Source organism: Thioclava sp. F42-5 (genome assembly GCF_002213195.1).
GTDB lineage: Bacteria > Pseudomonadota > Alphaproteobacteria > Rhodobacterales > Rhodobacteraceae > Thioclava > Thioclava nitratireducens.
Window position 1 is genome coordinate 1 of record NZ_NBNZ01000003.1, and the last position, 23,704, is coordinate 23,704.

The following is a 23,704-nucleotide window of genomic DNA, read 5'->3' on the forward strand; positions in this document are numbered from 1 at the left end:
GCGGCGCTCGAAGCCGGACGGCTGCGTCGCAATTTCCAAGGATACACGACCGACACATGCAGCACTCTCATAGGGCTTGGGGCATCGTCGATTTCGCGCTTTTCGGAAGGTTATATCCAGAATGCGCCCGCAACCGCGGCTTATCAGCAGCGGATTGCAACCGGTGTTTTTCCGGGCGCTCGTGGCTACCAGTTAAGCCCCGAAGACCAGCTGCGCGCTCGGGCGATCGAGGAGTTGATGTGTCGGTTCGCAGTAGATCTTGACGATTTGAGCCAAGAGTTCGGCACCGATGCCCAGAAGCTGCTACCGTGCCTGACGGAAATGGCCACGCGCTTCGCGCCATTCGCAAGGCTGACGGGAAAGCGCATCGCCATTGCACCGGAAGGTCGCCCGTTAACACGGATAATCGCTTCGGTTTTCGATCAGCACGTGCCCGAGGGGGTGCGCTATTCGCGCGCGTCCTGAACAAGGCGCGTCTGATGGCGGAGCGCGCCTTCAGCAGGGTGTCACGCTAGACAACTCGCCGCCGGCAACAAGAAGCGGAGCTTGCGGGGGAGGGAGGGGCAGATCGTCGTGCTTCTTTCCCGCGGGAAATTGCTGATCAGGACTTCGAATGTGTCGTTGCGAGGTCGCGCGGAGCCGCAACGGGTGCGTGTGAGGGAAAGGTGCCGCGTGACAGGATCGTGCCGTTCTTATCGACAACGAGGCGTAGAGCGCGACCGCCAAAGTAGAAGGTCAGCCGCCATCGGCCGGCATCGTCGTCGACACCGGCCTCGCATCTGCTTGTGACCTCGCCGTCGCGGAGTTTCGCGAGAACATCGGCTGGTGGGAGGCCGAAAGCGCGTCCAACGAGTTCTGCGTCGACCGTGAAACCGTCAGTGGTGAAAGACACGTTACGCATCGCTATCTCCTTTCAGACCGCAGATGGAACAGTGGCCGGCAAGGCGATGTCTGCCAGCGTCGAACGATCGAGTTCTGCCAAAAACGCGGTCTCTGCGGCGCGGAGTCTGCCCTTCAGGCCGCAGACGGGGGTAATGCAGCACGCGCCGTCAGGAGAGAAACATTCGACAATGGCCTGGTCCTGCTCGAGAAGCCGCACGAGGTCTCCCAGAACGATCTCGTGGGCGGGACGGCCGAGCATTGCGCCGCCACCGGTCCCGCGCCGCGTGGTCACGAAGCCGTGCCGGGCCAGGCGCTGAATGACTTTATTCAGGTGGTGGCGAGAGATACCGAACTCTTCGGCGATCTCGGCTGTCGAGAAGGCACGCTCCGGCGCGCTGGCCATCCGCATCAGCGCTCGGAGTCCGAAATCTGTGAAACTGGTCAGGCGCATATGGTGCCTCCAACAAACAAGCATCAGAAATGCTTGTTATAGGTTCGGCCGCGATCGCGCAATGATCTTCGTGTCAAGTCAGTCCTATTCAGGTGCGATCCTCGGTTCCGGCGATCCAGTATCGATGGTCAGCGCGCGACAATCGTCACGCAATCAGCCTTGCGGCACCGCGGCCCGCCACGCTGCGCGGGCAGCCATGCTGTTTCGGACTGAACGTCCAGTTCTATCCCGCCCGAATTGCGAACAGGCCTGTGGGGGAGGAGATACCCAGCTTGCCATACGCGCGCTTGCGGTAGGTAATCACGCTGGAGTGGGGGATGCCGAGCTCCGGCGCGATGCCCTCGGATTTGCGGCCAGAGAGGATACCAAGACAGACGAGCTTGCGGTAGCTAAGCACCGTATGCGGGGCCGGGACGCCGGTGTCGAGGGCGCGCTCGAAATGCAGCAGGGCGAGCGGCCGGGCCAGCCGGGCGAGCTCCGGATCGCAGACGTCGCCCTCCGCGTCGACCGCATAGAAGCTGACGAAGAGACGCAATGGCTTGTCTACGGCGAGCACCGTGGTCTCCGCTTAGAGCCGCGGCCGTTGACCGGGCGATCTCTATTCCAATGTCGTGGACGAACGAACGTCCCACTGTTAGAGAAGTTAGCTGGCAATCCCGTTGGAAAACAAGAGCACCATATATGCTGCATAGGCGGCCAACATAAGCGCACCCCACAGGCGTCCAATCTTCTTAGTTGCTAACAGCAAGCCCAGCAGTATGAGAGACGATGCCAGCATGACTGGCGTGTCGATCTCGCGAAAGTGCGTGCTGACTTCGATCGGCTGGATCACGACCGTGACGCCGAGGATCGCGAGGATGTTGAAGATGTTGGAGCCGATGACATTGCCGAGCACCACATCGGGGTGACGCCGGATCGCCGCGACTATACTCGTGGCTAGCTCGGGAAGCGACGTTCCGATGGCCACGAGCGACAGACCGATTACCGCGTCGGGCACCCCGAACTCGCGGGCGATGTTTACTGCCCCTTCGACCAGTAAGTCTGCACCGAACACCAGAGCGGCAATGCCAACAATGACCAATAGCGCCGCAAGCCAAGGTCGCGGTAGCGGAATGTCTTCGAACTCCACAGCTTCATGTTGAAATGCCGTTGCCTGGCGGTTGCGTTTTTCCAGCCAGTAGCTGGAAAAGAGGTAACCCGTGAGGACCAGAAGCATTGTGATGCCTTCGATCCGAGTGATGATTTCACCCTGAATGAGAGCGTAGGTCGCCAGCGAAACAAGTGTTGCGACCAGCGCCTCGCGCACAGCTGTTCGCGCCCAGCCGAGGATCGGTGTGATAATTGCTGCCACGCCGACAATGAGCAGAATGTTCGCGATGTTCGAGCCTACGACGTTACCCAAAGCAATCTCAGGCGCGCCGTCTATGGCTGCGTTCACGGAAACAAGCAGTTCCGGTGTCGACGTGCCGAAACCGACGATGATCAGACCGATTAAAAGCTTCGAGATGCCGAGGCGCTCGGCAATTGCGACGGAGCCGCGCACGAGCCCTTCGCCGCCGACAAAAAGAAGAACAAGGCCGGCAGCCACGAGGAGGAGGTCATGCAACATTTCTATTTCTGTCCCAAAGTTGTGCTCGCCTAAGAAGATGTTTCGCCATGACTTAGTGCGCCGGATACAGGGAAAGAATAGGAAGGCTGCATATTCACGAGCGGACCGGTCGGTATTCCGCCAAAGTGTCTTGATCCGGTGACCTGCCCTGTTGCAAATCCCTCAAGTAGTGCAGGGTCTGTGCCGACTCTGAAGGAGCAGACAAATGCGGCCGCGTCATTAGCAGTTTCGAGCGCCGCTCGCGCCGGAAATTCTGAAGCATGCGCTGTAGATATGCCCCTCACACAAATCTTGTAACGAGCTGCACGGCGATGCTCACCACTCGGTGGTGGCCGACGAGCCACTCCATCTTTTCCTCTTGATCAGCCTATCATGTCAGCCTGGCAGCAAACGCGGAAAGCGCGCGAACGGGTCCGACGATAGGCGGGGACCCCCAAGCGGGTAGCGTCCGGCCCTAAGCGGACATCTATTTCTGCGAGAACGCTGCGTTGCAGCGACTTTCAACGCGCCGCTCTTGATTAGCCGAAGTCAGCTCCTGGACCGAGGCTTGGTGAGGTGGCTGCTGGCTTAGGCGCGTGCGTAGTCACTACTTGTGAGCAAGTCCTCAATCTTTATTCTATAATCAGTCCGGCACGGTCGCCTCATCGCCCAAGAGGAGAGGTATTTGAAACAACCGGCACAAGCCGACACGGCAGAAGCCGTTCTGCTCGACTACGTCGAGCGGTATGGCCTAACGGAGAGAGCGCGAAGATACTTCCTCAACCTTGGCCAAGAGGGAGCATCCGATGGATCACGCGCCGAAGCTCGACACCCAAAAGACGATCAAAGCTCTTCCTGAAAGACGGGAGCCCTACTGGAACATTCTCGAGTATTGCCGCCACATTGGCCTCGAGAAGAGACCGGCCAAGCCCCTTCACTGGGTCGCTCGGATACGCAAAACGGATGGCCGCTATAGGCAGCGGCGGCTCGGACCCGCAGCTTCGGAAAACTCAACGGGCCTTTCCTACGAAGCGGCGATCACGCTCGCGCGCGCCTGGTTCGCCGAGCAGGAATTGCAGGGTATTGCCTCAGCAAGTTTCCCGGTCGGGACCACACAGCATCTGCGATATTCGAAGAGTGACGTTGGCTTCACTGTCGGCGACGCCCTGATCGACTATGTGGAGTGGAAACGGATCGCAGCCACCAAGACCACCTTTGAGACTCTGGTCGCATTGATCAACTTTCATATCCTGCCTCGCCTCGGAGCGGTTCAGCTCGACGAGCTGACCGGCAACACAATCACCAAGTTCTGTCGCGCCATCCTTGAGACGCCACCCAAGCGGGGAAACCAGGCTCTCGGGACAAAGGTGAAGATTGAAAGCCTCGACCCGAATGCCTTGCGGCGCAGGAAGGGAACGTTGAACACGCTGCTGGGGATCTTACGAATTGCCATGCAGATGGCATGGGAGAACGGCCACACCGCCTCGGAACGCTCTTGGCGCTGCATTCACCGCGTCCCGAATTTGGAAATGCCTCGTCAGATCTTCCTTACCCGCGCGCAGTGTCGTGAACTGATCGCCGCATGCCGCCCAGATCTCGCTGACTTGGTGCGGGCTCTTTACACGGGCTGCGGCGTCTCTGAGCTTTCGGCGCTACGCGTGTGTGACGTCGGAAAAGACATCTTTGGCATTTACGTCTCCTCCCCCAAAGGCTGGCGACCACGCTATGTGTATCTCCCGGAGGAAGGGATGCGATTTTTCTTGGCCAAATGCGCCGGGAAAGCAGATGACGAATTCGTCTTTCGCACCGGCGCGGGCCAGATCTGGAAAACCCGTCACAAGCATCTCTTCAAAGCAGCTGTCGAGAAGGCCGGGCTGCCGCATGCATTCGTGTTCCACGGATTGCGGTATACCTATGCCAGTCAGCTTGTGCAGGCTGGCACACCGCTTGCCATAGTCGCGCGTCAGCTCGGCCACGCGAACACTGACACGGTGAGCCGGACCTACGGCCATCTGTCTTGCGAAAGCATTGAGCGTGAGCTCGCTCTAAGATTTGCGGTCTTGGAAGATCAGCCTCGCGAGCATGATGAGCGCATGCGCTCGTTACGGAAATCGCTGCAAGCTCCGCCTCCCTCGATCCCTGCCTCATCGTGGCCGCGGAGCAACTTCGCATTTTGCCGAGGCGACGAGCTCCAGTTCGTCAGCAGGCGCGGCGGATAATTTCAAAATGTCTTCTGCGCGCTAATTTTTTCGCCGCCAATCCCACGGCATCAAAAACTCGCTCGCCCAGATCCCTGCGCGCAGTTTTCGCGCGACGTCTTCATCTTGCACGTAGTCACGCCCGTAGCGGCGATACGCGACCGCCCACCCGTTGCGGACGAGCCAACTGTTCAGGTCTTCGCCGTGCTGGCTGCATACCGCGACGTAGCGTCCGTATCGGTCAATCCCGCTAACTTTGCACGCCACCGGGGCACGTCCAATCTTATCAGCAAGTGCGAAGGCTGCATCCTTGCCGCAGTTCCACAGCTTCCCGCTCGGCAGCCTACAACGCTGTCGGCTTTCGATGGCGTCAATGGCCTGAAGTCGGATCCGCTCGCCATGAATATCAATTGTATCGCCATCAATGACCGAAGCCGTGCCACTTATGGTCTGCGCTTGCAGCGGCTCACAGAGAGCCGCCGCAATTATCAGGCTGAGAGCAAATCTCAGTGGCAATGGACCCGGCCCAGGCTGTTGTCCATGTGACAACACTCGCCCGGGGGCGAACTTTTCCGGCAACCTCCGCCATGGGCGGTTTCTACTTGGCTTAGTCCTGCTGCGGTTGGCATGGCATGCAACGGCATCGATAGAGTGAACATAGCCGTCACAAAGCTAAAAAGAACCTTCACTCGAATTCCTTCCTTACAAGTCAATGTTTGAAATCCTATTCGGCCTGTAATTAAGAGCAAGAAAATAATCGCGTTTTCGTGAGATTTCGGAACGGCCTTAGGGAAGCCGCGCGACGCAGGTTGGCTTCACGCCCCTCGAACTTGAGGTTGATCACGGTCCGGAACTGTCGCTCATCGACCACTGCAATTGCTGCGGCGCAGCTCTTCAATACGGAAGTTACTTCAACTTCTTCATCCGGGTGGGGTGACAGAGTGCAGGCTCGAGGAAGCAAACTATTGTATTCGGCGACGTCAGGTTGCCCTCATTCACACCACTCTATACGAGATGCTTCTCTGCGCCTGCTCCGCTCCCCAAGGTTGGATCACCGGAAGCTGGAATTTTCCGGCTCTGATCACGATGGCGGGCTGGCTGCGCCGCCCTTGTCGCCAATCGATCCGGCAGACGCGTCCGATTGATGCCTGAGAGGGGCTTTGGCTTCCGCTGCAGGTCGCCCGAAACGCAGGCTTGAAGGAGATCGATATCTTCGGTTGGTAGCGAGATCGCTTCGAGTATTTCGGACATCCATCCAATCTCTTTCCAATAAATGCAGTATTCGCGCTGGGAGTGTGTCGCGAGTTCAAGCCAGACCTGGGAAAGGTTTTGTCGCTTCTTTCTCGCTGTGATGATTCAAGGGGCGAACGCTCATTCTCCAGTGGTAACTTTGAGCTATGTCACGCGCCCGAAGTGGCATTGGCCTCAAAATGATTTTGTCGGCTCTCTAGCGAAATGAAGTGATGTTTATCGGGAAGTTTCAAAGACATTACCCGAGCGAACTTCAATCCGTCCCTGAAAGGTTTTCGAATTGGAATTCGGAAATACCAATTTGAGTCCTAAAGGTCCCTAATTTCAGGTGCAGCCCTTATCCGGGGAGCTTATTCCAAGTGCCTTTAGCTGCGATGCACTCCATTTGTAAGAAAAGCAGCTTTGCTGAAGGTCTCTGATTTCCTGCTCGTTCATCTCGCCAAATTTTCGACCATCGTAACTTCCTTCGCTGGAGGGGAGGCCGGTTTGCTTGCTCTGAACGAGAAGAGTGAGAGGAGGCAGGTCGTGTTCTTTAAGCCATTCTTGGCATTTGTAGAGGTCCTTTCCGAGACCGAGCCCTGGCGTCGGTCCTGACTTGCCTAATTTTTCGCCAAGTTCCGAGTAGGTTATCGTTTTTTCATTCATAGCGGCGCAGGCGAGAATTCGTGTGATGTGATTTGGGTGATATGCCATTCGGGAAACCCTATTTTTATCGTTTGGTTTAAGTTGTATACTGAAAGAACGGGTGTCAAATGGAAACTTTTTGATCGGGAGCGCTAAAGCGTGTGGAAACCGGCTTTCGATGGTGACTTTCCTCCTTTCAGCACTGCGTTCGCGCCGCCGCATCAGTGGCGGTGCCTGCATAGCTTTTAGGTAAGCAGAGCCGCTTCACGGACGCCCCGGAAAAGACAAGTTGTCGCGATCACGGTTCTCCTGGGCGGCATGTCAACTTCAGTAGGCCTTGATCTGGGCGGTGGACTGCTCGTTGAATGGCGTCCTGAAGCCCTAGCAAGCGAGCATCTCGTTTGACACTGCTTTGGTTTCGGAACTTCGGCGCCCATCGCAGAAAACTTTCCGCCGACGTATGGCTGCTCTGTGACGCGATAGCCGCTGCGTCCGGCCTGCATGGTTGTCGACAGCTCGGCGCGTGGGCAAACCTTAGGTTGCGCTACGCGACATTCAGCAACTCGGTCACATCGAGTGCATTTGCTTCAGCCTGAAAATCGCGCGTGAGCGTTTGATCGAGTTTGCTCTGAATGCGATTGCGCGTTCCGGACAGGCCAAGACAGAGCTGTCCGTATCCTCCGAACACCTTCAGCGGGACCGCGATGCTTGCGCAGTCGGGATCTTCGTCGCCGATGCAGTGCGCGACGCCGGTGTCTCGCACCGTGGCAAGGTCGGCTTCGAAGTCGGGGAGGGGGCGTTGCGGAGCTTCGGGCAACGCGACGCGGTTTTGCCGGACTACGTCGTCGCGCAGCCCTTTCGGAACGAATGCCAATATGGCTTTTGCGGCCGAACAGACCGTGACTGGACGTAACCCATGCGGGGGAACGACCATTGGGCCCTTCACGGTGTTCGGCTTCTGCGTCAGGAAAATCTCTATCCGCTTGTCAACAAGTCGCCCTGCGAAACAGACCTCTCCGGTCGCTTCCGCGATCCTCGATGCGGCTGGCGCCAGTTGTTGCTTCAGGGTCTCGTGAGGCAGGCCGGAGGCCAGCAATCGATAGAGCCTCGGACCCAAGCGGTAACTGCGTCCAGAGAGTTCGAGAACCCCGAGAGTTTCGAGTTCGCCAAGGCGTCGATAAGCGGTTGCCTGGGGCAAGCCGGTATGTGTCGCGATCGCGCGGGCGGTCGCTCCTTCCGCCAGATACGCAACGGCTTCGAGGAGTGTCAGGCTGCGATCGTCCATTTACAGAATCTCATTTTCCGGGGTAGCGTTCTCATATGGTGATTTTTTTCGCCCGTCGAGCATCATGTTTAGGGAGGGACATTATGTCACACGATGGACGTTTTCCGCGGTTCCGGTATGGGCCGGCCGAGCGCCGCATGGCCGAAGGCTTGGTCGAATTGGAGAACCGCATCCTCGCGGAAGAGAGCGCAGAGGATTGCGAGTGCAAGGAGGGCATGTTCAACGGCTTGTCGCGACGCCGTCTTCTGGCAGGTGGCCTTGCGGCGGGTGGTGCGGCTTTTGCCGCTGGACGCGCAGCGGCAGAGGCGCCTCCGGGCGCGATTGAATACGACGTTCAGCCCGATCCCACGAAGGAACAGGGGCGAACCATTCTCGACGATGGCGGGTATGGTTCGCGGTCGCAGTTCGAGAATGAGGTGCGCTGGCGGTATCCGACGGCGAGTCTCGATTCCAGCTGGTCGATGACGCCACTGGCGTCCGGTCACGGGATCATCACGCCGTCCGGGCTGCATTTCGAGCGGCATCACGGCGGCATTCCGACAATCGACCCGCAAAATCATACGCTGATCCTGCATGGCATGGTCGATCAGCCGATGCGGTTCACGATGGACGATCTCAAGCGACTGCCCGCAGTCAGCCGGATGCACTTCATCGAATGCTCGGGGAACGGCCTGACCGAGTGGGTCGAGCCGACGCTGAAAACCGTTCAGGGCACCCATGGTTTGACGTCAACTTCGGAGTGGACCGGCGTTCGCTTGTCGACCGTGCTCGAAATGGCCGGTGTTCAGGACAGCGCGGCCTGGATCCTTGCCGAAGGATCCGATGCGGCCGTGATGACGCGCTCCGTGCCGATCGATAAGGCGATGGACGACGCCATTCTTGCCTATGCCCAGAACGGCGAAGCGTTGCGCCCGGAGCAGGGATATCCGCTTCGGCTTCTGTTGCCCGGCTACGAGGGCAATACGAATATCAAGTGGCTGCGCAGGCTCGAGGTCAGTGACAAGCCTTTCATGACGCGGGAGGAGACCTCCAAATATACCGACCTCATGCCTGACGGCACCGCGCGTCAGTTCACGCTGGAGATGGATGCCAAATCCGTCATCACGTTCCCCTCCGGGGCGATGAAGCTTCCCCGTGCCGGCTATTACGAGATCACTGGGCTTGCGTGGTCAGGACGCGGTGCGATCAAGCGCGTCGAGGTGTCGGTTGATGGGGGGCAGACCTGGCAGGAAGCGACCCTCGACGGACCCGTTCTGCCGAAGTGTCATGCGCGGTTCAGGCTTCCCTGGACATGGACGGGAGACGAGGCGGTTCTGCAAAGCCGTGCTGTGGATGATACCGGCTACACGCAACCGACCCTTCAGGACCTGGTGAAAGTGCGCGGCACGCATTCCGTCTATCACCTGAATGCGATCCAGAGCTGGCATGTCGCGCCGAGCGGGGAGGTGACCAATGTTCACGCGTAAAATTCTTCTTGTTTCGACGCTCATGGTCTCGGCTTCCATGGCCGTGGCGCAAACGCAGTCGACCGAGCGCACCTCGGCGGAGTTGCCGAAGATACTGGACGGCAAAGGAGAGAGAGCGCCCGAGCCGGTCCCGACCTCGAGTGCCGAGGACGTCGCGAATATCGCGCCTGACCAATTCCAGTTCGGCATAGGCCGGCCTGCTACGGAAGAAGAGATCGCAGCCGTCAACATCGATGCGATGCCAGACGGGAGGGGGCTTCCCGAAGGAAGTGGCACCTACGCGCAAGGCGAGGAGATCTATGCGCAGACTTGCGCGGCCTGTCACGGGGAGGACCTCGGAGGGATCGCGGATGTCGGGGCGCCGCGGCTGATCGGTGGGCGCGGAACGCTGGCCGATGACAAGCCAGTCAAGACGGTGGAGAGCTATTGGCCCTATGCCTCGACGCTGTTCGATTACGTTCATCGGGCGATGCCTATGAACGCGCCCGGGTCATTGTCCGCGGACGAGGTCTACGCGGTCAGCGCTTACATCCTGGGGCGGGCTGGGATAACCCCGGATGACGCGGAGGCATCGCTCGACGCGCAGAGTTTGGCTGAGGTGGAAATGCCTAACGCCAATGGGTTTGTTCCCGACCCGCGCGACGGCAGCATGGGGAAGTAGAAGGGGCGTGGCTGAAAGGGTGCTCGGGCCCCGTGGTGTAGCTTAGGAAGGCAGTCGGCCTTCGGGCCGACTGTTATCGTTCCGTCTTGTTGAATGCGCGGCGCGTCGGCCCTTTGCTGTTTAAGCCGATGAGGCTTTGGAGGGGCTCTTCTTCCAGGGGGAGGGAATGTTGATCCGCGCAAGGCGCCGGGTCGTGGAGCTCCGCTCGTCAAGCTGGTGACCGGTGCAGCATAGACTTTTTCCAGTGAGGCTGGTCGCGGGGCTATCTCCCTTTTGTCGAAAAAGGGAGAGACAGATGCTCACGATCGATCAAGTCGCCCGACATTACAGCCTCTCGAATTCCACCGTCGAGCGCCGTATCAAGTCCGGGGAACTTCATGCACGCCGGTTCAATCGGATGCTTCGTTTGACCTGGGAGGATGTCTGGACCTGCGAGCGCGGTCCGCGTCCCCGAGGTAGATTACGAGAGCGGTATAAGACTGATTTGAAGACTAAGGCCGACGTCGCGTGCGCCGCAACAGTCTGCACGCGAACGGTAGAGCGATGGATTGAGGATGGTCTGCCAACCCGCTGCGTTTTCGGGTCGGTTCGCTTGAACCAACACGATGTAGACGACTGGCTTGCGCAAAAGTATGGCTTCGAACTCGAGTGGGGCGAACCTTGAGAACCTACGGAATGATCACGTTTTGCAACTCGCACTGCGGCAAATACCGACAGCGGATAGCACGGTGCAACATTCGCACATACGCATCCGAACATGTATCGGGGTCATGTTCGAGAGCGCATCTGCGAAAATCCGTCAAATGACGACGAAAGGTGCGAAACCCCGACAGTTAGCTTGACCTGCGCCCAACTATCGCTGTCCCTGAAGTGGGTTGATCAGGAGGCCCCAGAAATACTCAGCTGCACCCTCTTGGGTCAGGCTTGCATCGCGACCCGGACCGCCGAAGGTCATACCCATCGGCGAAAGAAATAGCTTCTGGGCGTCGTTGTCGACAGAGAGGCTTTCATTGTGAGTATTTGCCTCTCCGCTGTCGTTGCCGAGCCATGTGATGTTCGCGCTGAATGTTCCGCCCACACGAATAGTTGCTCCAGCAACCTTGTCGCCATTGCGGTAGATCGTAGCGGTGAAGCAGTCGCCATCGATGCGACGAAAGCGAGTCGTAATGCCTTCGTTGCGGGTTTGGAGTTCTTCCAGCGAGCCTTGGAAGAACTTGGCGAGATAGTCGAATGTCTCGAACAGGAAGTTGTCTCGATCGGCTTGCGTAAACTCCTTCTTGAGACGTAGATTTGACGACCTTGGCATGGTCGGCGCTTCAGGCACCGCCTCAACAGCTGTGGCTTCGATATAATTGTGAACATCATTCGGTTCGCCGGCGACGTCCAGAGCTTCGATCGCGCGCCGTATCTGCTGCGTGACATCCAGAAACGCCTCGTCACGATCCGGCCATTGGGTGATCGGCTTGCCGTCTTTGGGCGTGACCAAGAACTTGGCCAAGTCGGTATGCGTCCAGTCGCAAGGCCGGAGGATTACCGAGATCAGTCGAGCCGTGCCCGCCCGGTGTCTCTCGAGGGCACGCCCTTTCTCGATCTTGTAGCAGTAGTCCGACGCAAGGAAATTCGGGCTTACCAGAAGCAGGATAACATCTGCCTCATCGAGCTCCTTCGAGATCGTCCAATCGAGATGTTCACCCGCAAGCAAGCGCCTGTCGTGCCACACATCCACGAGACCCTGCCGTTTCAACATCGAAAGATGAACCTCGAGTTCGTCGCGAAGCGCCTCGTCGACGTGGCTGTATGAGATGAAGACGCGGGCGCCCATGTTATGCTCTCCTGTTCTGGCGGATGGGCCCACACGCTGCCACACCGTGTGCGCTCGCCCAACTTTCGCCGTGGTTACCTATTACCGGTCGAATGACGATATTTTTCCGGACCTTGCTGAGCAAGAAGATGAACCAAAGATTTTTCCAGGGTGATATTAACGTCGAGGAGGTCGCCGAAGGCCTGCTCATCTGCCAAGGAGGAGAGGGTTACGTCGCGCGGAATTGGCGACTATGCTCTGCGACTGAACAGTTGATCGAGGCCGCTATCGCAGCCGGCTTAGGCTGTATGATCCGAGATTCACATCCTCGCCGGAATGCTCGGTGGCCGAATCCGCGAGGCGTCGTCTATCTTGCCTTCTCTCCAGATGAAACGTCGCACTGGTCTCTCGCAATTGATACATTTAATCCGCGTCGTGATGACTACGGCTTCGCCGTCTTCAACGGCAAGTATCATGAACAATTTCAGGAAGCCGGTATTCCTTTCGCATTCGAGGCGCGAAATCGAACCTCAGGCCACCTTGTCGTTGCCCGGGAGCACGTGTTGCAGACGATCAATGCGCTCGCCGCATTTGACCATTCCGTTCTCACCCTTAACCGTATTGCGCACTCGGAGACCGGTTTTACTACGGAATATGTCATTCAAAGGCAACTTCTTACAAGCTGGAGAGAAACACCTTGGGGCAGTGATTATGAGATCGTGCAAGATGAATTTCCCGTTGACGGGGGGCGAAATTCCCGGCGTATCGACATACTCGCCCGTAATCGCAAAACCGGCGACTGGCTCATAGTTGAACTTAAACGTGCCGAAGCAACACCCGATGCGGTGCGTCAAGCGGCGGACTACCTTCGAGCGCTGGCTCAACGAGACGAATTCAATCAAGGCCGGTTGGAAGGCGTGGTCATTGCTGAGCGGTTTCAGAAGTCGGCACGGAAGCTGGCCGACATTGAGGGCATTGATCTCTACCAAATCGGCTGGCCCGCTGCGCTGACGCGTATCTGATATTTTGATCAAAAAGAGGAACGGCGTATGTCGAATGAAAACACCAAAAAATGGGCCGAGGAGCAGCAGGAGAAAGATCGCGCACGCAACAATGACCTCAAGGATGGCTGTCTGCATTGCGGCGCTCCGGTAACCTTGGACTCGCCGCTCTGCGCTGCTTGTGACGCACGGAGCTGACCAAACGTGCCCACCATCCGCTATCCATTTCTGGGGAGCGGAGCACTCAACCGCGGACTCCGGCATCATCTGGATGAATGTCGGAGGTCACAGCACTACCCTCGGCACGCGTTCTCGAAATCACTCATCAACCAGATGGCCATATTGTTCACTTCCCCAATACGCTTGATAGTTCGGACCATGGCTTTCCGGCTGCTGACCTTTTTCGGGTTTGCGCATCATGATCGGCAAAGGTGCGGGCAGGTCGGGGCCAACGATGATCGCTTCGCCCTGTGACAGCGATGGAATGAAAGCCGCGGCGCTGCGATCCAAATCACCGCATGCCCTTTCGATGGTTTCTCGGTCGCGGTCGTTAGTAAGGCGATGCACAAAAAGGGTTCCAAGCTGGCTGAGAACATCCTGCGGCACATCTCTGGGGCGCTGCGTCGCGATAACGGTGGTCAGGCCGTATTTCCTACCCTCCTTGGCTATGAGGCCAAAGGCATCGAGCGTAATGCTATTCTGTTCGTCGCCAATTGAGTGCCCGATGAATTGATGCGCTTCATCCAAGACACAAACCAGCGGGCTTTCAATAAACTGATTTCGCCGCGCCCTTTCAAGTAAGTGCCGTCCCAGTGCGTTCAAAAGAATCTCACGCGCATTATATTTGAAGGAGACGTCTCGGAAGGAAAGAACCAATGCTCTTTGCGTATCATCGACGATGAAGTCTTCGACGACACTCGCAATGTCTTTGCCGTCAGATTTGAATATGCATGCGAGCTCGGGGGCGCCCAGATACGTCTCAATGCGCACATTTAGATGATTGCAAGCTCCAAGCGCAAAGTCATCTGGCTTACCAAAATTCCCCAGGACACTATGGTCGCTGTTGCTGCCTTGCTTGACACATTCATATCGGATTTGTTCCGCAAGTAGCGACAAATCAAAGTCGCAGAGGTCGCTGTTAATTTCATCTGCCAAAGAAATCTGTGCAATCGAAAATGCATGACGGCTATTGCCTGCTTTCTTGATTGCGCCATTCTCCAAAACTTCTACATGTCCTTTCCCGTCGATATCGAACTTTTTTCGCCCGTTGTCTTCTTCGTAAGCGTATCCGCAACGCCCGGCCAAAAGTGCCTTCGCCAAGCGTAGGCTTTTGATCGCGCTTCTCAGCGTGGGGCCTTGAACTTGTGGAGAGGGCGTCAGCAACGAATAAAGGTCAATCTCCGACAGGTTCTTGTGTGGAAAATGGACTTGTTCCGCTCCAGTTGTATCGACCGGACCGAAGGCTAGTTGCCGGGCTGTCGCTACTTTCCCTGTGAATTCTCCGGTGGGATCAAACAGGATACATTTCCCACCAATACGCACGATCTCATTGACGAGGCGGGAAACCGTCCAGCTCTTTCCCCCGCCAGTCGCGCCGAATACTCCGCAATGACGACCGAACAGTTTCTCTGGCGGAATGCTGAGGGTGGCATCATCCAGCCCGGAGAGATGCCCAAGTTCGACGAGCAACGTTGCACTTTTCCCCTTCACGTCGCCTTCCAAGGCATCCTTGATGGAATTTGACAGCGCCCCTCCTTCCGCGAGGTAGACCCCATCACCGACCCTTGGCTGCGTGTTGATACCGCGCGTCACTTTCCGAGTTGTCTTGCTGACAGTTGCCAGCAACTGGACACGTCCCTGCGGTTCAACCGTAGGATCGGTTTCGATCTGGTGTTCAAGGAGATTTCGCTGCCTGTCTGGAATGCCAAGTTCCGTCACGCGCCCCAAGATCGCTGATCGGTCACAATCGACAAACACGAAATCACCAACCGAACCTTTGGCCAGCCCGCGCCGACCAAGGGCTGCAAGAGCATTCGGCAAGGTTAGTTCCAAGGCGCTTGCAGTCACCCGTGTAACCGTTCCGATACGCTTGGACGGGTCGATCAGGGAGGCAAGATCGCTCATGCGCCGTCGCCCTCGCGCAGCTTTTCAAGCCGATCCTGCAAGAGCTGGCGATCGGTTTTGCCCGATATCATCGGCAAGGCGTCTGCAAGGTCTTCGAAACGGCCATTCAGCATAGTGATGCGGGTATCGCCCTGCTGGACAAGACGAGCGATCTTGCGCTGGTAGGGGCGTTTCCCACCAAGATCGAGGTCGATTTCCTGCGCGTGTTCGTCGAAGAGCTTGTGATGCTCCACGAACCCGCGATCACAAAGCACGAGGCGCAGCGACAGGTTTGTTTCGATGGCTGACCAGATCGGCGCGCTGATGTGATCATCCGCGAAACCGAAGCCGGAAACAATCAAGGTTGTGTCGGGTTCCCGCAAGGCTGCCTGCAAAGCTGCGAACATGTCGAGATAGGGGCTTTCGAACGCCTCCTGATACTTCGAAGATCGAGGATAGATCAGGACTGGCTTACGGTCGTCGGCGGGTTTATCAACGCTTCGAATGACGACTTCATCTGACCGTCGCCGCCAATCCACCGACCCGTGCAGCTTGTAGAGGTGGAACACACCGTCGAGGTAGTCAGCCTTCGTGCTGGAAGCCGCCCGCCGCACGATATCATGGTCGAAGTGATCACGGTTGAACCGTTGCTCTGCGCTATGGGAAAATCCGTCTATCAGCACGACGCCGAGGCGCAAGCCCGCCATTTCGATGCAAAGATCGTAATTCGTGGTGAACAGCTTCACTCTGGGCTTTTCCGGTGATCGGCGGGCGAACTTCTTCAAGAACGCCCAGTGTGCTGGCAAATCAGTTTCCGCACCAACGAAACCCACTTTGTCGAGGATTGTGCTCTCAGCAACGCGAACGAACTCAATCAGCTCTTCCAGCCAGGGCCGATCAGCGAAATCAGGATCGTTCCTCGACCGAATACTGAGCAGCTCGATTTGCATTTTACAGAGGCTTAAAAGGCTTTCGATGTCTCCGGCCTTCTGCTTCCCGTCACTGTCATTCTGCGGCAGGCTGCCCATTACTTTCGTCGCCAGATCGTCGAACTCTTTGTGATCATCCAAATTGTCTTCTGAAACAGCGTCACGCACGGCATGCCAAAGGTCGCCCATCCCGGGAGCACTCGGCCCGCCATCGTTCTTGGCCGAGAAAGACGCTCCAGAGCCCAGGAGCACCACGACATTGGTCGAATGCAGCGCGGCCAGTAGGGCTTCCTCAACCTGATCCTTGCATCCTGCCTTGGGTTTCTTGCTGGGGTCTTCAGAATCCTCCTTCTCGCCCTCCCAGCGCAGCCATTTTCCGTCGCGCGTCAACAGGCGCAGCAATTCTTTTTTGCCAACCGGCTCGCCATCCCAAAAGTTGTTCAATTTTTAGACCCGAAAATACAATGCTAAAGTGAGGCTAGTTTAGTTTGACTGCCAGGTAAATCTTTCAAAAAAACAGGGTGCGCAAAGGGGGTCGCGCTTTGGGACTACTGGCAAAATAATGCCAGCTTTTGTAGCGCTGGTATTTCAACTTGTTCCTGCAGCGGACGACGGAAATCCGCCCCGTTCTTCCGAAATTGTGTCCGCTGACCGAAAACTGAAACGCCTCCGAAACGCGTAACCGGGTCCAAACAGAACAAATTTCGCGCCTTTCCGCACCGCCCCGAAATCCGGGCCCCATCTCGCGAGGGCCCTGATCCGGGGCGCAGCGAAAAGGCAAAGCGATGAGCAAACAATCCCACGACGATTTCCCCGAAACTCAAGATGCGTCCCTCGCCGATGTGCTCGCTTGGGCGAAGGAAACCGATCAGTCCTACGATGCGATCCGCGAGCTCGAGAAGATACCTGCGCGCTTGGCGATGATCGATGACGACATCGGTCTGATCCCCGCCGAGCTCGGGTATTTCGACCGGCACATCGCACCGAGTTCCTATGGGCCTGTGGCGCGCCGAGCCAAAGATCTCGAAAAGAGCCGGGCAACCGGGAATTCGCGGGTGCGCGCACTCCTGCGTCGGTTTCACGAGGCTCAGGCCGGCGCCGGTCCCGAGCGGGCGGGTCGGTCGGACTGGGACCGGCTGATCGAGCTTGTCCAAGCGCATGAAGGATTTGCCGAGGAAGGTGCGCGGTTCGCGCACGGGAGGCACCGGTCGCTCTTCGTGCTACGCGCGAGGGCGAACTGTGCGCCGCAAGATCTCGATCAGGCGGAGATCGAGCGCATCAGCGGCGAGATTTCGGCGAGCACAAGAAAGTCCCTTCGTAAGGCCTTGAGGCTGCTCGCGGAGCTTCGTGTCGAGATGTTGGACGACCCTGACCTTCGCGATCTGCTGCCTGCGGATGCGCTAAGGAACCCAAGGCCTTCCGGACGTGCAACGAGAATTGTCTGGGACAGCCTTCCGCTGGCGTTTCGGAACTCTGTCGCCAGCGCGATCCTCACCTGTCTGGCGCAGCCCGAAGACCTCGTTGCCGACGCGAGGGACCGCATGGCCGCAGGCGAAGACGCGGTGAAAGTGCTCGCGGAACTCGAGGAGGTAACCGGCCAGTCTGGCCGCAGGCTTCCGACCAACCTGTCGGCAGCCGAGAGCGGATACCAGAGCGCGATCGCTTGGCTGGTCCGCGCGGCGGAAGAAGAGGGGCTCTCCCGAGACGACCTGACGGACCTTGCTTCGCTGATGACGTATCCGTTTCTCGATGCCGCCTGTCGGCAGCAGATTGCAAGATCGGAGGCGAGCGACGCGTTGCGCGATCCGAAGTCCTCGCAGACGCTCAAAGCTCGGCTTACATCCCTGCGAACACTGGCCGCGCACGGGCTGCGTGATCCCTCGATCCTAGCGACGGTCGACGTGGTGCGAAAATTACACGCGGAACACGTCGTGGAGCCGGGCAAGCAGAGAGATCCCGAAGCCGAACGTGTCTGCAAAATACTCCAGCGCTCGCCGGAGGCCGCGGCGCGGTTTGTGAACGCGCCGAGCCTGATCGCCGAGCATGCCGAAACAGAAATTTCGGTGGCACGCGCGAGCGGGTCCAAGGCGCGCGAAATCTCCGCGCTTCGCCGCTATGAGGCGGCCGTGCTCGCGGCCATTCAGCTCTCGCGACCGGTGCGGCCAGAAAACCTCATTCGCCTGCGCTATCGCGGCAGCGAAGGCGCGTCGGGGCACCTGACCTGGGTCAAGAAAAAGTCCCACGCAGAACTCCGCTTTCCCGTCGGCGAGGTCAAAAATGATCGGACCGTGACCGTGCACGTCATGGGCGCGGATGCCGCGATCCTGTGGCGTTGGATGACGGAGTATCGGGCCCGTTTCCTGGAACTGCGAGGCATTCCCGATACGCCTTACGTCATTCCGGGAACAGCCAAACCGCGGCTCGTCCGCAAGGGACTGACCCTTCCGGACGGGTGTCTCGCTCCAAGTTCGTTTGCAGACCTCTGGCGGATGGGCACCGCGGTCGTCGGACTCGATCTCAATCCGCACCAAGCCCGACATGCAGTCGCAACGTTGGTGCTGGCTATTTACCCAGGCAATTTCGCCCTCGTGGCCGCGATCCTGGGCGACACCGAGGAAACCGTGCGCAAGCACTACGGTCGCGACAGCGGCGAACAGGCTGCAGTCCAAATGCGCAACGTGCTGCTTGCGAAACACCCGGCGATTTTCCGGCAACTGAAGAAGAGGATTGCTCAATGACCCGACTAACCCTCGAAGAGCATCTCGCGTCCGCGCCGCCGTCGGTGCGACGCGCAATGCTCGCGGATCGGCAAAACCTGTTACGCGGCGCGGCTGCCGTGACAGGGCGTTTCTTTGCAGAGATGAAGGCGAGGCAGGAGCCTGATGACTATCCGTCTGCGAAGACGTTCCGGCGAGCGGCGCACTCGGAAGCGAGTTTGCGGACTCTTCTGGTAACGCTCGAACGCTATGCGCCCCGGCTCTCTACAGCGGCCGGGCGAGAGGTCCGGGCTGAACGCTATGCCGAACGGTCCGGCAAGGGCAGGGGGGACGCGCCGCAATCCGCTGTGCCACTGCTTCCCGACATCGGTAAATGGCCGCCGCTCTGGCAATCCATGATGCCGGGTCTCCTGACGGCCAAACTCAGCGAGAGCTCCAAGCGGCGCTATTGCGCGTCACTGAGCCGCCTTGCGCGGATCCAGCAGGCGCGCGAGCTCCCGCCGGATCCAGGTTTCTACCTCGCGTTCAGCTTGGCGGAGGCGCTCGAGGCGGATGGCGTGCGGCAACGATCTATCACCGGGTATCTCGACGCTCTCATCGCGCTCGCAAAGCACGGTGGGGCTCCGGCGAAAGGACTGAACGGGCTACGTCGCATGCGCGACCTGTGCAAGCAGCGCGCCAAGATGCAGGGGAAGCGCAAAACGGACCGCATTCGAGATCTCATGGAACGAGGCGGGTTCGAAGAGATCATCCGCACCGTCGCGGAGCTCTCGGACCAGGCCGCCAAGTCACAGCGACATTCGTCGCGCCATGAGGCCTCGCTCAGAGCTGCAGTCCTGATCGGGATACACGTCAATAAACCTGGTCGCACCGGGGACGTTGCCTCCTGGCAGATCGGCCGAGAGCTGACGCGGGCGCCGGACGGGGTTTGGGAGTTGAGCTGGGAGCAGCAGAAAACGGATATCGGAACCGGAGCTGGAGCGCTCTGGCCCGAAATCTGCGAGCTTCTGGATGCGTGGATTCTCGGCGGACGGCCCGATCGGTTTGTGCATCTGCGCTATCGCGAATTGCTGGACCAGAATTGGTTGACCCTTTCGACGACGGTGCCCCCGAGCAAATATCCCAGCGAGATCATCAAGCGCCATATCGGCGTGCCATCGCATGATCTGCGCACGCTCGCGGCGGATTATCTGCGTCACCATGATCCCGCGAGCGCGGGCAATGTCATCGCGGCGCATCTCGGTCACCGGTCTCGCGAGAGCGGCGAGGAATACCGGGCACTCGCGGAAAGTGATGCCGCGGCACGCGCCTGGCTCGACATTCGAGAGCTGATTCGGTCTGGCGCGCCCTGATGGTCAGCGAGCCTTCCTTATGAAGCTCGCCGACCGTCAGGTCACCCCCTCAACTCAATCCCGCGGCGGGAGAAAGGAGAAAAAACGCCGATCTTGAAGCCCGGGAAATTCTTCCCGCGCATGGCAGGGAGTTCTGTCATGAAACATTTTACGCCTATCCATCCTCAACTGATCGCAATGTCGTCGTTCCTGACCGAGCACGCGGAGCCGCTGCTCAATGCGGCTGGTCTGCTTGGTGGCGCACGGGCCATCAGCCACGTCGCAGAATTGATCCGGGACCTTCCCGGACAGAAAACGCTCTCCCGGCGCCTGGCCCGCAAGCTCCAGGGGCTGCGCGACTTGCTGACCCTCGAGCATGTCGATGACTTCGAGATCGCCGAAGCGGAACATTTTGCCTTGATCGATCCCGAGGACCCGATCGTTCCCGAGATTTGCTGGCTGACTGACCAGTTCAGCGACTATCTCGACGCTCTTCGCGACGCGGACCCCGTCGCGTTTCAAGCGCCGCCGGCTCTGGCTGCTTGACTGCTAACCCCGTGCCGCTGCTAGCAAATTGTGGCGGCGCGGTCTTGAGGAGCGGAGGTTATCTCCGCTCATACGCAAGTGGAGGTCCAAACCATGCGTATGTTTGAAAAAACTTTGAATACCCAGGAAGTTGCGGTGGCCGCGATCGGCGCGGCGCGGGATTTGGCCGACGCCATGAAGATGGCGCCGTTCGAGAAACTCTCGCGGCATGAACTGATCCCGACGTTCGAGGCGGGTGAAATCCTTCTCGAACCGAATTCGGGAGAACTCGATGCGCTCGCTGAACTGGTGCTCGAGATGCTCGAAGAACTGGCGCCGGGATACCGGGAGATTGCGCTCGCCTACGACACGGACGGCTATCAGTTTTCTGACGGTTTGGCTGAAGCGACGCGCAGGGTTTGGGCACGGCTCGATGCGTTCCGCGCGCTGCGTCAACGCCTGCTCGACTACATGGACGCCGAGCGGCTGCTGTTTCGCTTGAATCTCATGGCCATCGAGCGCCAGCGTCTCTGAGCGCTCACAGGCGAGCCGGGGTCTCCGGCTCGCCCGTCACGGCGTCTGCGATCGTCCCGGTCCCTCTCCGAGGCTCAAGGCGGCGGCGACTTCAGACCAACGAAAAACGGGCACCGGGCCAATCCTGTGAACAGGAATTTTTCCAAGGCGAACATATCGTTGAACGGTGCGAGAGCTGACGCCGAGGCTGGCGGCGAGTTGAGTTTGCGACAGTAGGTTTTCCGGTTTCTGATGCATTGTTTTCTCCTTTGAAAGGGAGATGGGTCGTCGCATCGGGATTCAAAATTCTGGGGCACCAGGGCGGACCGGAGGAAAGGGGACCTTTAGGTCCTTTCCTCCGGTCCGCCCCTCGAGCACTCGACCCAGAAAAGAGGTCAAACCACCTCGCCGCTATTTCTTTGGTTCTCGTTCTTTGCGACCCAGCTCCCTGAAGACCGCCGGACAGACTGTCCGCGTCGGCGCCATTCAAAAGGAAGAAAAATGCAAAACCGATCGAGCTACGAGATGAAAATCTACGATATGGCGGATTTCGATCCGTGCGACCTTCCGGAGCCGATCGTCGAAAATCTCATGCTTGCGGGCGAAGTGTCGATGCTGGTCGGGCCGAGCAACACTGGCAAGTCTGCTGTGGCGATCCGGCTGGCGCATCACGTCGTGACAGGCACGCCCGTGTTGGGTAACGAGGTGCGGCCCGGCCTGGTGATCTATGTCGCTGCAGAAGGCCTGCGGTCGGTGCTGAGCCGCGCTTATGCGGTCTTCCGCGATGGCGAGGGGGCTGAACATTTCAAGCCTGTCGAGGTGGAGCCTGATCTGCGCGACAAGCTGTTCGAAACCACCGTGATCGAGCAAGCCCATAAACTCATGAAGCGATATTCGCTCGGCGTGTCACTTGTGGTTTTTGATACGCTTATTCTGTCGGTAGGAGACGCCGAGGAGAGTTCCAACGAACAAATGGCACGCGTTATCCGTGGCGCGCGCAGGATTGCGGAGGCGCTGAACGCCCACGTCTTGCTCGTGCACCACACCGGCAAAGATTCAGATCGCGGCGCGCGCGGTGCATCTTCACTCACTGCCAACGTCGATACGGTGCTCCTGTGCAATGTCACTGACCGCGAAGCTGGCGAGGTGGCGCAAGGCAAACAGCGCAGCATCGAGAAAGGGGCCCCGTTTGGCTACCGGCTCGACGCTCATGAAATCGGACGGGATCGTAAAGGGCGACCGATCACGGCCGTCGTCGCGACGATTACCGAGGCGACGCAAAAGGTCGAGACGAAGCCGGTGAAAATCGATCCGGTTGAGCTTGCCCTGGAAACCGCACTTGGCATCTCAAAGCCGGCTACGGGCTTCACCACGACCGAGTTGCTCGCGCTTCTGCCTCAACGTGTCTTCAAAGAATCCCTCAAGGAAGACAGCCGTAGGCGGGCCGTGCAGCGCGCGCTTCAGCAACTCGAGACCCAAGGCGCCGTGCGTAACTCGAAGGATGGAACCATCAATCGCTGGCTCCTCGCCGAGCCCGATCGCAAACGTGTCGCCTGATCGGCGCTGTTTATCAAATTCAAAGACAAACTCATGAATGACAAACTGGAGGCAGATATGGCCAAGAATCCCGGCGGGCGTCCCCCAAACTACCTCGACGCGCAACTTCGCGATGCCCTCGAGGCCCTTCTTGCCGCTGGCATTGCGGAAGAAGACCTCACCGCGTCGCGCGTCACCAAGGAGCTCAAGAAAAATGGCATCGAGGGCGAGCCTAACGCTGCAAGCCTGCGCGGCAAAATCGCCTTGATGCTTCAGCAGATCAAAACGGAGCGCGAGGATGCCTACCTCTCGCATGTAGAGGAGTCTGACGACAAGCAGATCGATCACGTGGTGGGCGCGATCCGGCGTGAGTTGAGGATCTACGTCGGTCGATCGCGCGAGCGGCACAAAAAGCGCACGCAGGAAGAAATCCAGGAAAATCGCGCACGGGTCGAGAGCCTGGAAGCGAGGATCAATGCGCTCGAGGATGAGGTTGCTGGAAAGGACGAAAGGGTCGCTGCCTTCGAGGAGAAGGAGCGCGAGTGGGACGCCCGTCGCACGGCTATGGAAGAAGGCCTGCGCAAACTCGAAATGGAGTGCCATTCGCTCCGCGAGCAGCGTGATTTGCTTGAGCGGATGGGGATCACCGGCAAATCCACTGCGGACAGCCGTCGCGCAAGGACTCAGTAACACCTCGACAATCCAGGCACTTTCGCAATCACCGTCTGGGCGTCCCCCGCCGCCCAGATAAACGTGCCGCCGAAATTTCCGAGAAAATTTCAGGAATTAGTTTTTGGAATTTTGCTCGAAGGCTTCGGCAGCACGTGCAGAAATTGAGATCG

Annotated in this window: 21 protein-coding genes and 1 pseudogene; 11 read left to right on the forward strand and 11 right to left on the reverse strand. The window is 58.5% G+C overall.

Annotation, left to right across the window (positions count from 1 at the left end; translation table 11 throughout):
- Positions 1-465: pseudogene (locus B6V74_RS09520) on the forward strand (coproporphyrinogen III oxidase); the annotation flags it as partial.
- Between the two features lie 136 nt (positions 466-601).
- Here B6V74_RS09520 and B6V74_RS09525 read toward each other — a convergent pair.
- From B6V74_RS09525 to B6V74_RS09540, 4 genes are all read right to left on the reverse strand, one after another.
- Positions 602-901: a DUF6522 family protein gene (locus B6V74_RS09525; protein ID WP_078604905.1), complete on the reverse strand. Its 300-nt coding sequence runs from the start codon at positions 899-901 to the stop codon at positions 602-604.
- A gap of 12 nt (positions 902-913) precedes the next feature.
- On the reverse strand, positions 914-1,333 hold the full coding sequence (locus tag B6V74_RS09530; protein ID WP_078523320.1) for an Rrf2 family transcriptional regulator: 420 nt from the start codon (positions 1,331-1,333) through the stop codon (positions 914-916).
- 223 nt (positions 1,334-1,556) lie between these two features.
- Complete coding sequence (locus tag B6V74_RS09535) at positions 1,557-1,889, reverse strand: hypothetical protein (protein ID WP_088722650.1); 333 nt, start codon at positions 1,887-1,889, stop codon at positions 1,557-1,559.
- A gap of 87 nt (positions 1,890-1,976) precedes the next feature.
- A complete protein-coding gene (locus B6V74_RS09540; protein WP_088722651.1) occupies positions 1,977-2,942 on the reverse strand; it encodes a calcium/sodium antiporter in 966 nt (321 codons plus the stop codon).
- 785 nt (positions 2,943-3,727) lie between these two features.
- Here B6V74_RS09540 and B6V74_RS09545 point away from each other — a divergent pair.
- Complete coding sequence (locus B6V74_RS09545) at positions 3,728-5,140, forward strand: site-specific integrase (protein WP_088722652.1); 1,413 nt, start codon at positions 3,728-3,730, stop codon at positions 5,138-5,140.
- 21 nt (positions 5,141-5,161) lie between these two features.
- On the opposite strand, the gene B6V74_RS09550 is transcribed toward B6V74_RS09545, so the two are convergent.
- From B6V74_RS09550 to B6V74_RS09565, 3 genes are all read right to left on the reverse strand, one after another.
- Complete coding sequence (locus B6V74_RS09550; protein WP_088722653.1) at positions 5,162-5,635, reverse strand: thermonuclease family protein; 474 nt, start codon at positions 5,633-5,635, stop codon at positions 5,162-5,164.
- 1,059 nt (positions 5,636-6,694) lie between these two features.
- Positions 6,695-7,216, reverse strand: a complete 522-nt coding sequence (locus tag B6V74_RS18765) for a hypothetical protein (RefSeq protein WP_146694538.1) — start codon at positions 7,214-7,216, stop codon at positions 6,695-6,697.
- Positions 7,217-7,538: 322 nt separating this feature from the next.
- Entirely contained in the window at positions 7,539-8,279 is a 741-nt protein-coding gene (locus tag B6V74_RS09565) for a helix-turn-helix domain-containing protein (protein WP_088722656.1), read from the reverse strand.
- A gap of 83 nt (positions 8,280-8,362) precedes the next feature.
- On the opposite strand from B6V74_RS09565, the gene soxC reads away from it, so the two are divergent.
- Both soxC and B6V74_RS09575 read left to right on the forward strand, forming a co-directional pair.
- Positions 8,363-9,745: a sulfite dehydrogenase gene (soxC, locus tag B6V74_RS09570; RefSeq protein WP_088722657.1), complete on the forward strand. Its 1,383-nt coding sequence runs from the start codon at positions 8,363-8,365 to the stop codon at positions 9,743-9,745.
- On the forward strand, positions 9,732-10,406 hold the full coding sequence (locus B6V74_RS09575) for a cytochrome c (protein ID WP_206185196.1): 675 nt from the start codon (positions 9,732-9,734) through the stop codon (positions 10,404-10,406). The genes soxC and B6V74_RS09575 overlap by 14 nt, the downstream gene beginning before the upstream one ends.
- An 853-nt stretch (positions 10,407-11,259) precedes the next feature.
- On the opposite strand, the gene B6V74_RS09585 is transcribed toward B6V74_RS09575, so the two are convergent.
- The gene (locus B6V74_RS09585) at positions 11,260-12,228 is read right to left on the reverse strand and encodes a toll/interleukin-1 receptor domain-containing protein (RefSeq protein WP_088722659.1); all 969 of its coding nucleotides are present in this window, start codon (positions 12,226-12,228) and stop codon (positions 11,260-11,262) included.
- Between the two features lie 128 nt (positions 12,229-12,356).
- Between B6V74_RS09585 and B6V74_RS09590 the strand changes: the two genes are divergently transcribed.
- Positions 12,357-13,229: an endonuclease NucS domain-containing protein gene (locus tag B6V74_RS09590; protein WP_168184203.1), complete on the forward strand. Its 873-nt coding sequence runs from the start codon at positions 12,357-12,359 to the stop codon at positions 13,227-13,229.
- 297 nt (positions 13,230-13,526) lie between these two features.
- Here the strand turns inward: B6V74_RS09590 and B6V74_RS19155 are convergent, their stop codons facing one another.
- Positions 13,527-15,332 (reverse strand): ATP-binding protein, encoded by a 1,806-nt coding sequence (locus B6V74_RS19155; RefSeq protein ID WP_088722661.1) that lies wholly within the window; start codon positions 15,330-15,332, stop codon positions 13,527-13,529.
- Complete coding sequence (locus tag B6V74_RS09600) at positions 15,329-16,684, reverse strand: SIR2 family protein (protein WP_088722662.1); 1,356 nt, start codon at positions 16,682-16,684, stop codon at positions 15,329-15,331. Before B6V74_RS09600 ends, B6V74_RS19155 begins: the two co-directional genes overlap by 4 nt.
- A gap of 341 nt (positions 16,685-17,025) precedes the next feature.
- Between B6V74_RS09600 and B6V74_RS09605 the strand changes: the two genes are divergently transcribed.
- The 4 genes from B6V74_RS09605 (at position 17,026) to B6V74_RS09620 (ending at position 21,347) form a co-directional block, all read left to right on the forward strand.
- Positions 17,026-18,978: a hypothetical protein gene (locus tag B6V74_RS09605; protein ID WP_088722663.1), complete on the forward strand. Its 1,953-nt coding sequence runs from the start codon at positions 17,026-17,028 to the stop codon at positions 18,976-18,978.
- Complete coding sequence (locus B6V74_RS09610; RefSeq protein WP_146694539.1) at positions 18,975-20,309, forward strand: hypothetical protein; 1,335 nt, start codon at positions 18,975-18,977, stop codon at positions 20,307-20,309. The genes B6V74_RS09605 and B6V74_RS09610 overlap by 4 nt, the downstream gene beginning before the upstream one ends.
- A gap of 138 nt (positions 20,310-20,447) precedes the next feature.
- Positions 20,448-20,834 (forward strand): hypothetical protein, encoded by a 387-nt coding sequence (locus B6V74_RS09615; protein WP_146694540.1) that lies wholly within the window; start codon positions 20,448-20,450, stop codon positions 20,832-20,834.
- A 93-nt stretch (positions 20,835-20,927) separates the two neighbouring features.
- Entirely contained in the window at positions 20,928-21,347 is a 420-nt protein-coding gene (locus tag B6V74_RS09620; protein ID WP_088722666.1) for a hypothetical protein, read from the forward strand.
- A 36-nt stretch (positions 21,348-21,383) separates the two neighbouring features.
- Here B6V74_RS09620 and B6V74_RS18770 read toward each other — a convergent pair whose 3' ends face one another.
- Positions 21,384-21,584: a helix-turn-helix domain-containing protein gene (locus tag B6V74_RS18770; RefSeq protein ID WP_146694541.1), complete on the reverse strand. Its 201-nt coding sequence runs from the start codon at positions 21,582-21,584 to the stop codon at positions 21,384-21,386.
- Between the two features lie 267 nt (positions 21,585-21,851).
- Between B6V74_RS18770 and B6V74_RS09625 the strand changes: the two genes are divergently transcribed.
- Both B6V74_RS09625 and B6V74_RS09630 read left to right on the forward strand, forming a co-directional pair.
- Positions 21,852-22,883, forward strand: a complete 1,032-nt coding sequence (locus tag B6V74_RS09625; RefSeq protein WP_168184204.1) for an AAA family ATPase — start codon at positions 21,852-21,854, stop codon at positions 22,881-22,883.
- 33 nt (positions 22,884-22,916) lie between these two features.
- Positions 22,917-23,552, forward strand: a complete 636-nt coding sequence (locus tag B6V74_RS09630) for a hypothetical protein (RefSeq protein WP_088722668.1) — start codon at positions 22,917-22,919, stop codon at positions 23,550-23,552.
- Positions 23,553-23,704 lie beyond the last annotated feature (152 nt).

Coding starts and splice junctions, on each gene's coding strand:
- B6V74_RS09525 (WP_078604905.1), bottom strand. CDS start 901: ATGCGTAACGTGTCTTTCACCACTGACGGTTTCACGGTCGACGCAGAA.
- B6V74_RS09530 (WP_078523320.1), bottom strand. CDS start 1,333: ATGCGCCTGACCAGTTTCACAGATTTCGGACTCCGAGCGCTGATGCGG.
- B6V74_RS09540 (WP_088722651.1), bottom strand. CDS start 2,942: ATGTTGCATGACCTCCTCCTCGTGGCTGCCGGCCTTGTTCTTCTTTTT.
- B6V74_RS09545 (WP_088722652.1), top strand. CDS start 3,728: ATGGATCACGCGCCGAAGCTCGACACCCAAAAGACGATCAAAGCTCTT.
- B6V74_RS18765 (WP_146694538.1), bottom strand. CDS start 7,216: ATGCGGCGGCGCGAACGCAGTGCTGAAAGGAGGAAAGTCACCATCGAA.
- B6V74_RS09565 (WP_088722656.1), bottom strand. CDS start 8,279: ATGGACGATCGCAGCCTGACACTCCTCGAAGCCGTTGCGTATCTGGCG.
- soxC (WP_088722657.1), top strand. CDS start 8,363: ATGTCACACGATGGACGTTTTCCGCGGTTCCGGTATGGGCCGGCCGAG.
- B6V74_RS09575 (WP_206185196.1), top strand. CDS start 9,732: ATGTTCACGCGTAAAATTCTTCTTGTTTCGACGCTCATGGTCTCGGCT.
- B6V74_RS09585 (WP_088722659.1), bottom strand. CDS start 12,228: ATGGGCGCCCGCGTCTTCATCTCATACAGCCACGTCGACGAGGCGCTT.
- B6V74_RS09590 (WP_168184203.1), top strand. CDS start 12,357: ATGAACCAAAGATTTTTCCAGGGTGATATTAACGTCGAGGAGGTCGCC.
- B6V74_RS19155 (WP_088722661.1), bottom strand. CDS start 15,332: ATGAGCGATCTTGCCTCCCTGATCGACCCGTCCAAGCGTATCGGAACG.
- B6V74_RS09605 (WP_088722663.1), top strand. CDS start 17,026: ATGAGCAAACAATCCCACGACGATTTCCCCGAAACTCAAGATGCGTCC.
- B6V74_RS09610 (WP_146694539.1), top strand. CDS start 18,975: ATGACCCGACTAACCCTCGAAGAGCATCTCGCGTCCGCGCCGCCGTCG.
- B6V74_RS09615 (WP_146694540.1), top strand. CDS start 20,448: ATGAAACATTTTACGCCTATCCATCCTCAACTGATCGCAATGTCGTCG.
- B6V74_RS09620 (WP_088722666.1), top strand. CDS start 20,928: ATGCGTATGTTTGAAAAAACTTTGAATACCCAGGAAGTTGCGGTGGCC.
- B6V74_RS18770 (WP_146694541.1), bottom strand. CDS start 21,584: ATGCATCAGAAACCGGAAAACCTACTGTCGCAAACTCAACTCGCCGCC.
- B6V74_RS09625 (WP_168184204.1), top strand. CDS start 21,852: ATGAAAATCTACGATATGGCGGATTTCGATCCGTGCGACCTTCCGGAG.
- B6V74_RS09630 (WP_088722668.1), top strand. CDS start 22,917: ATGAATGACAAACTGGAGGCAGATATGGCCAAGAATCCCGGCGGGCGT.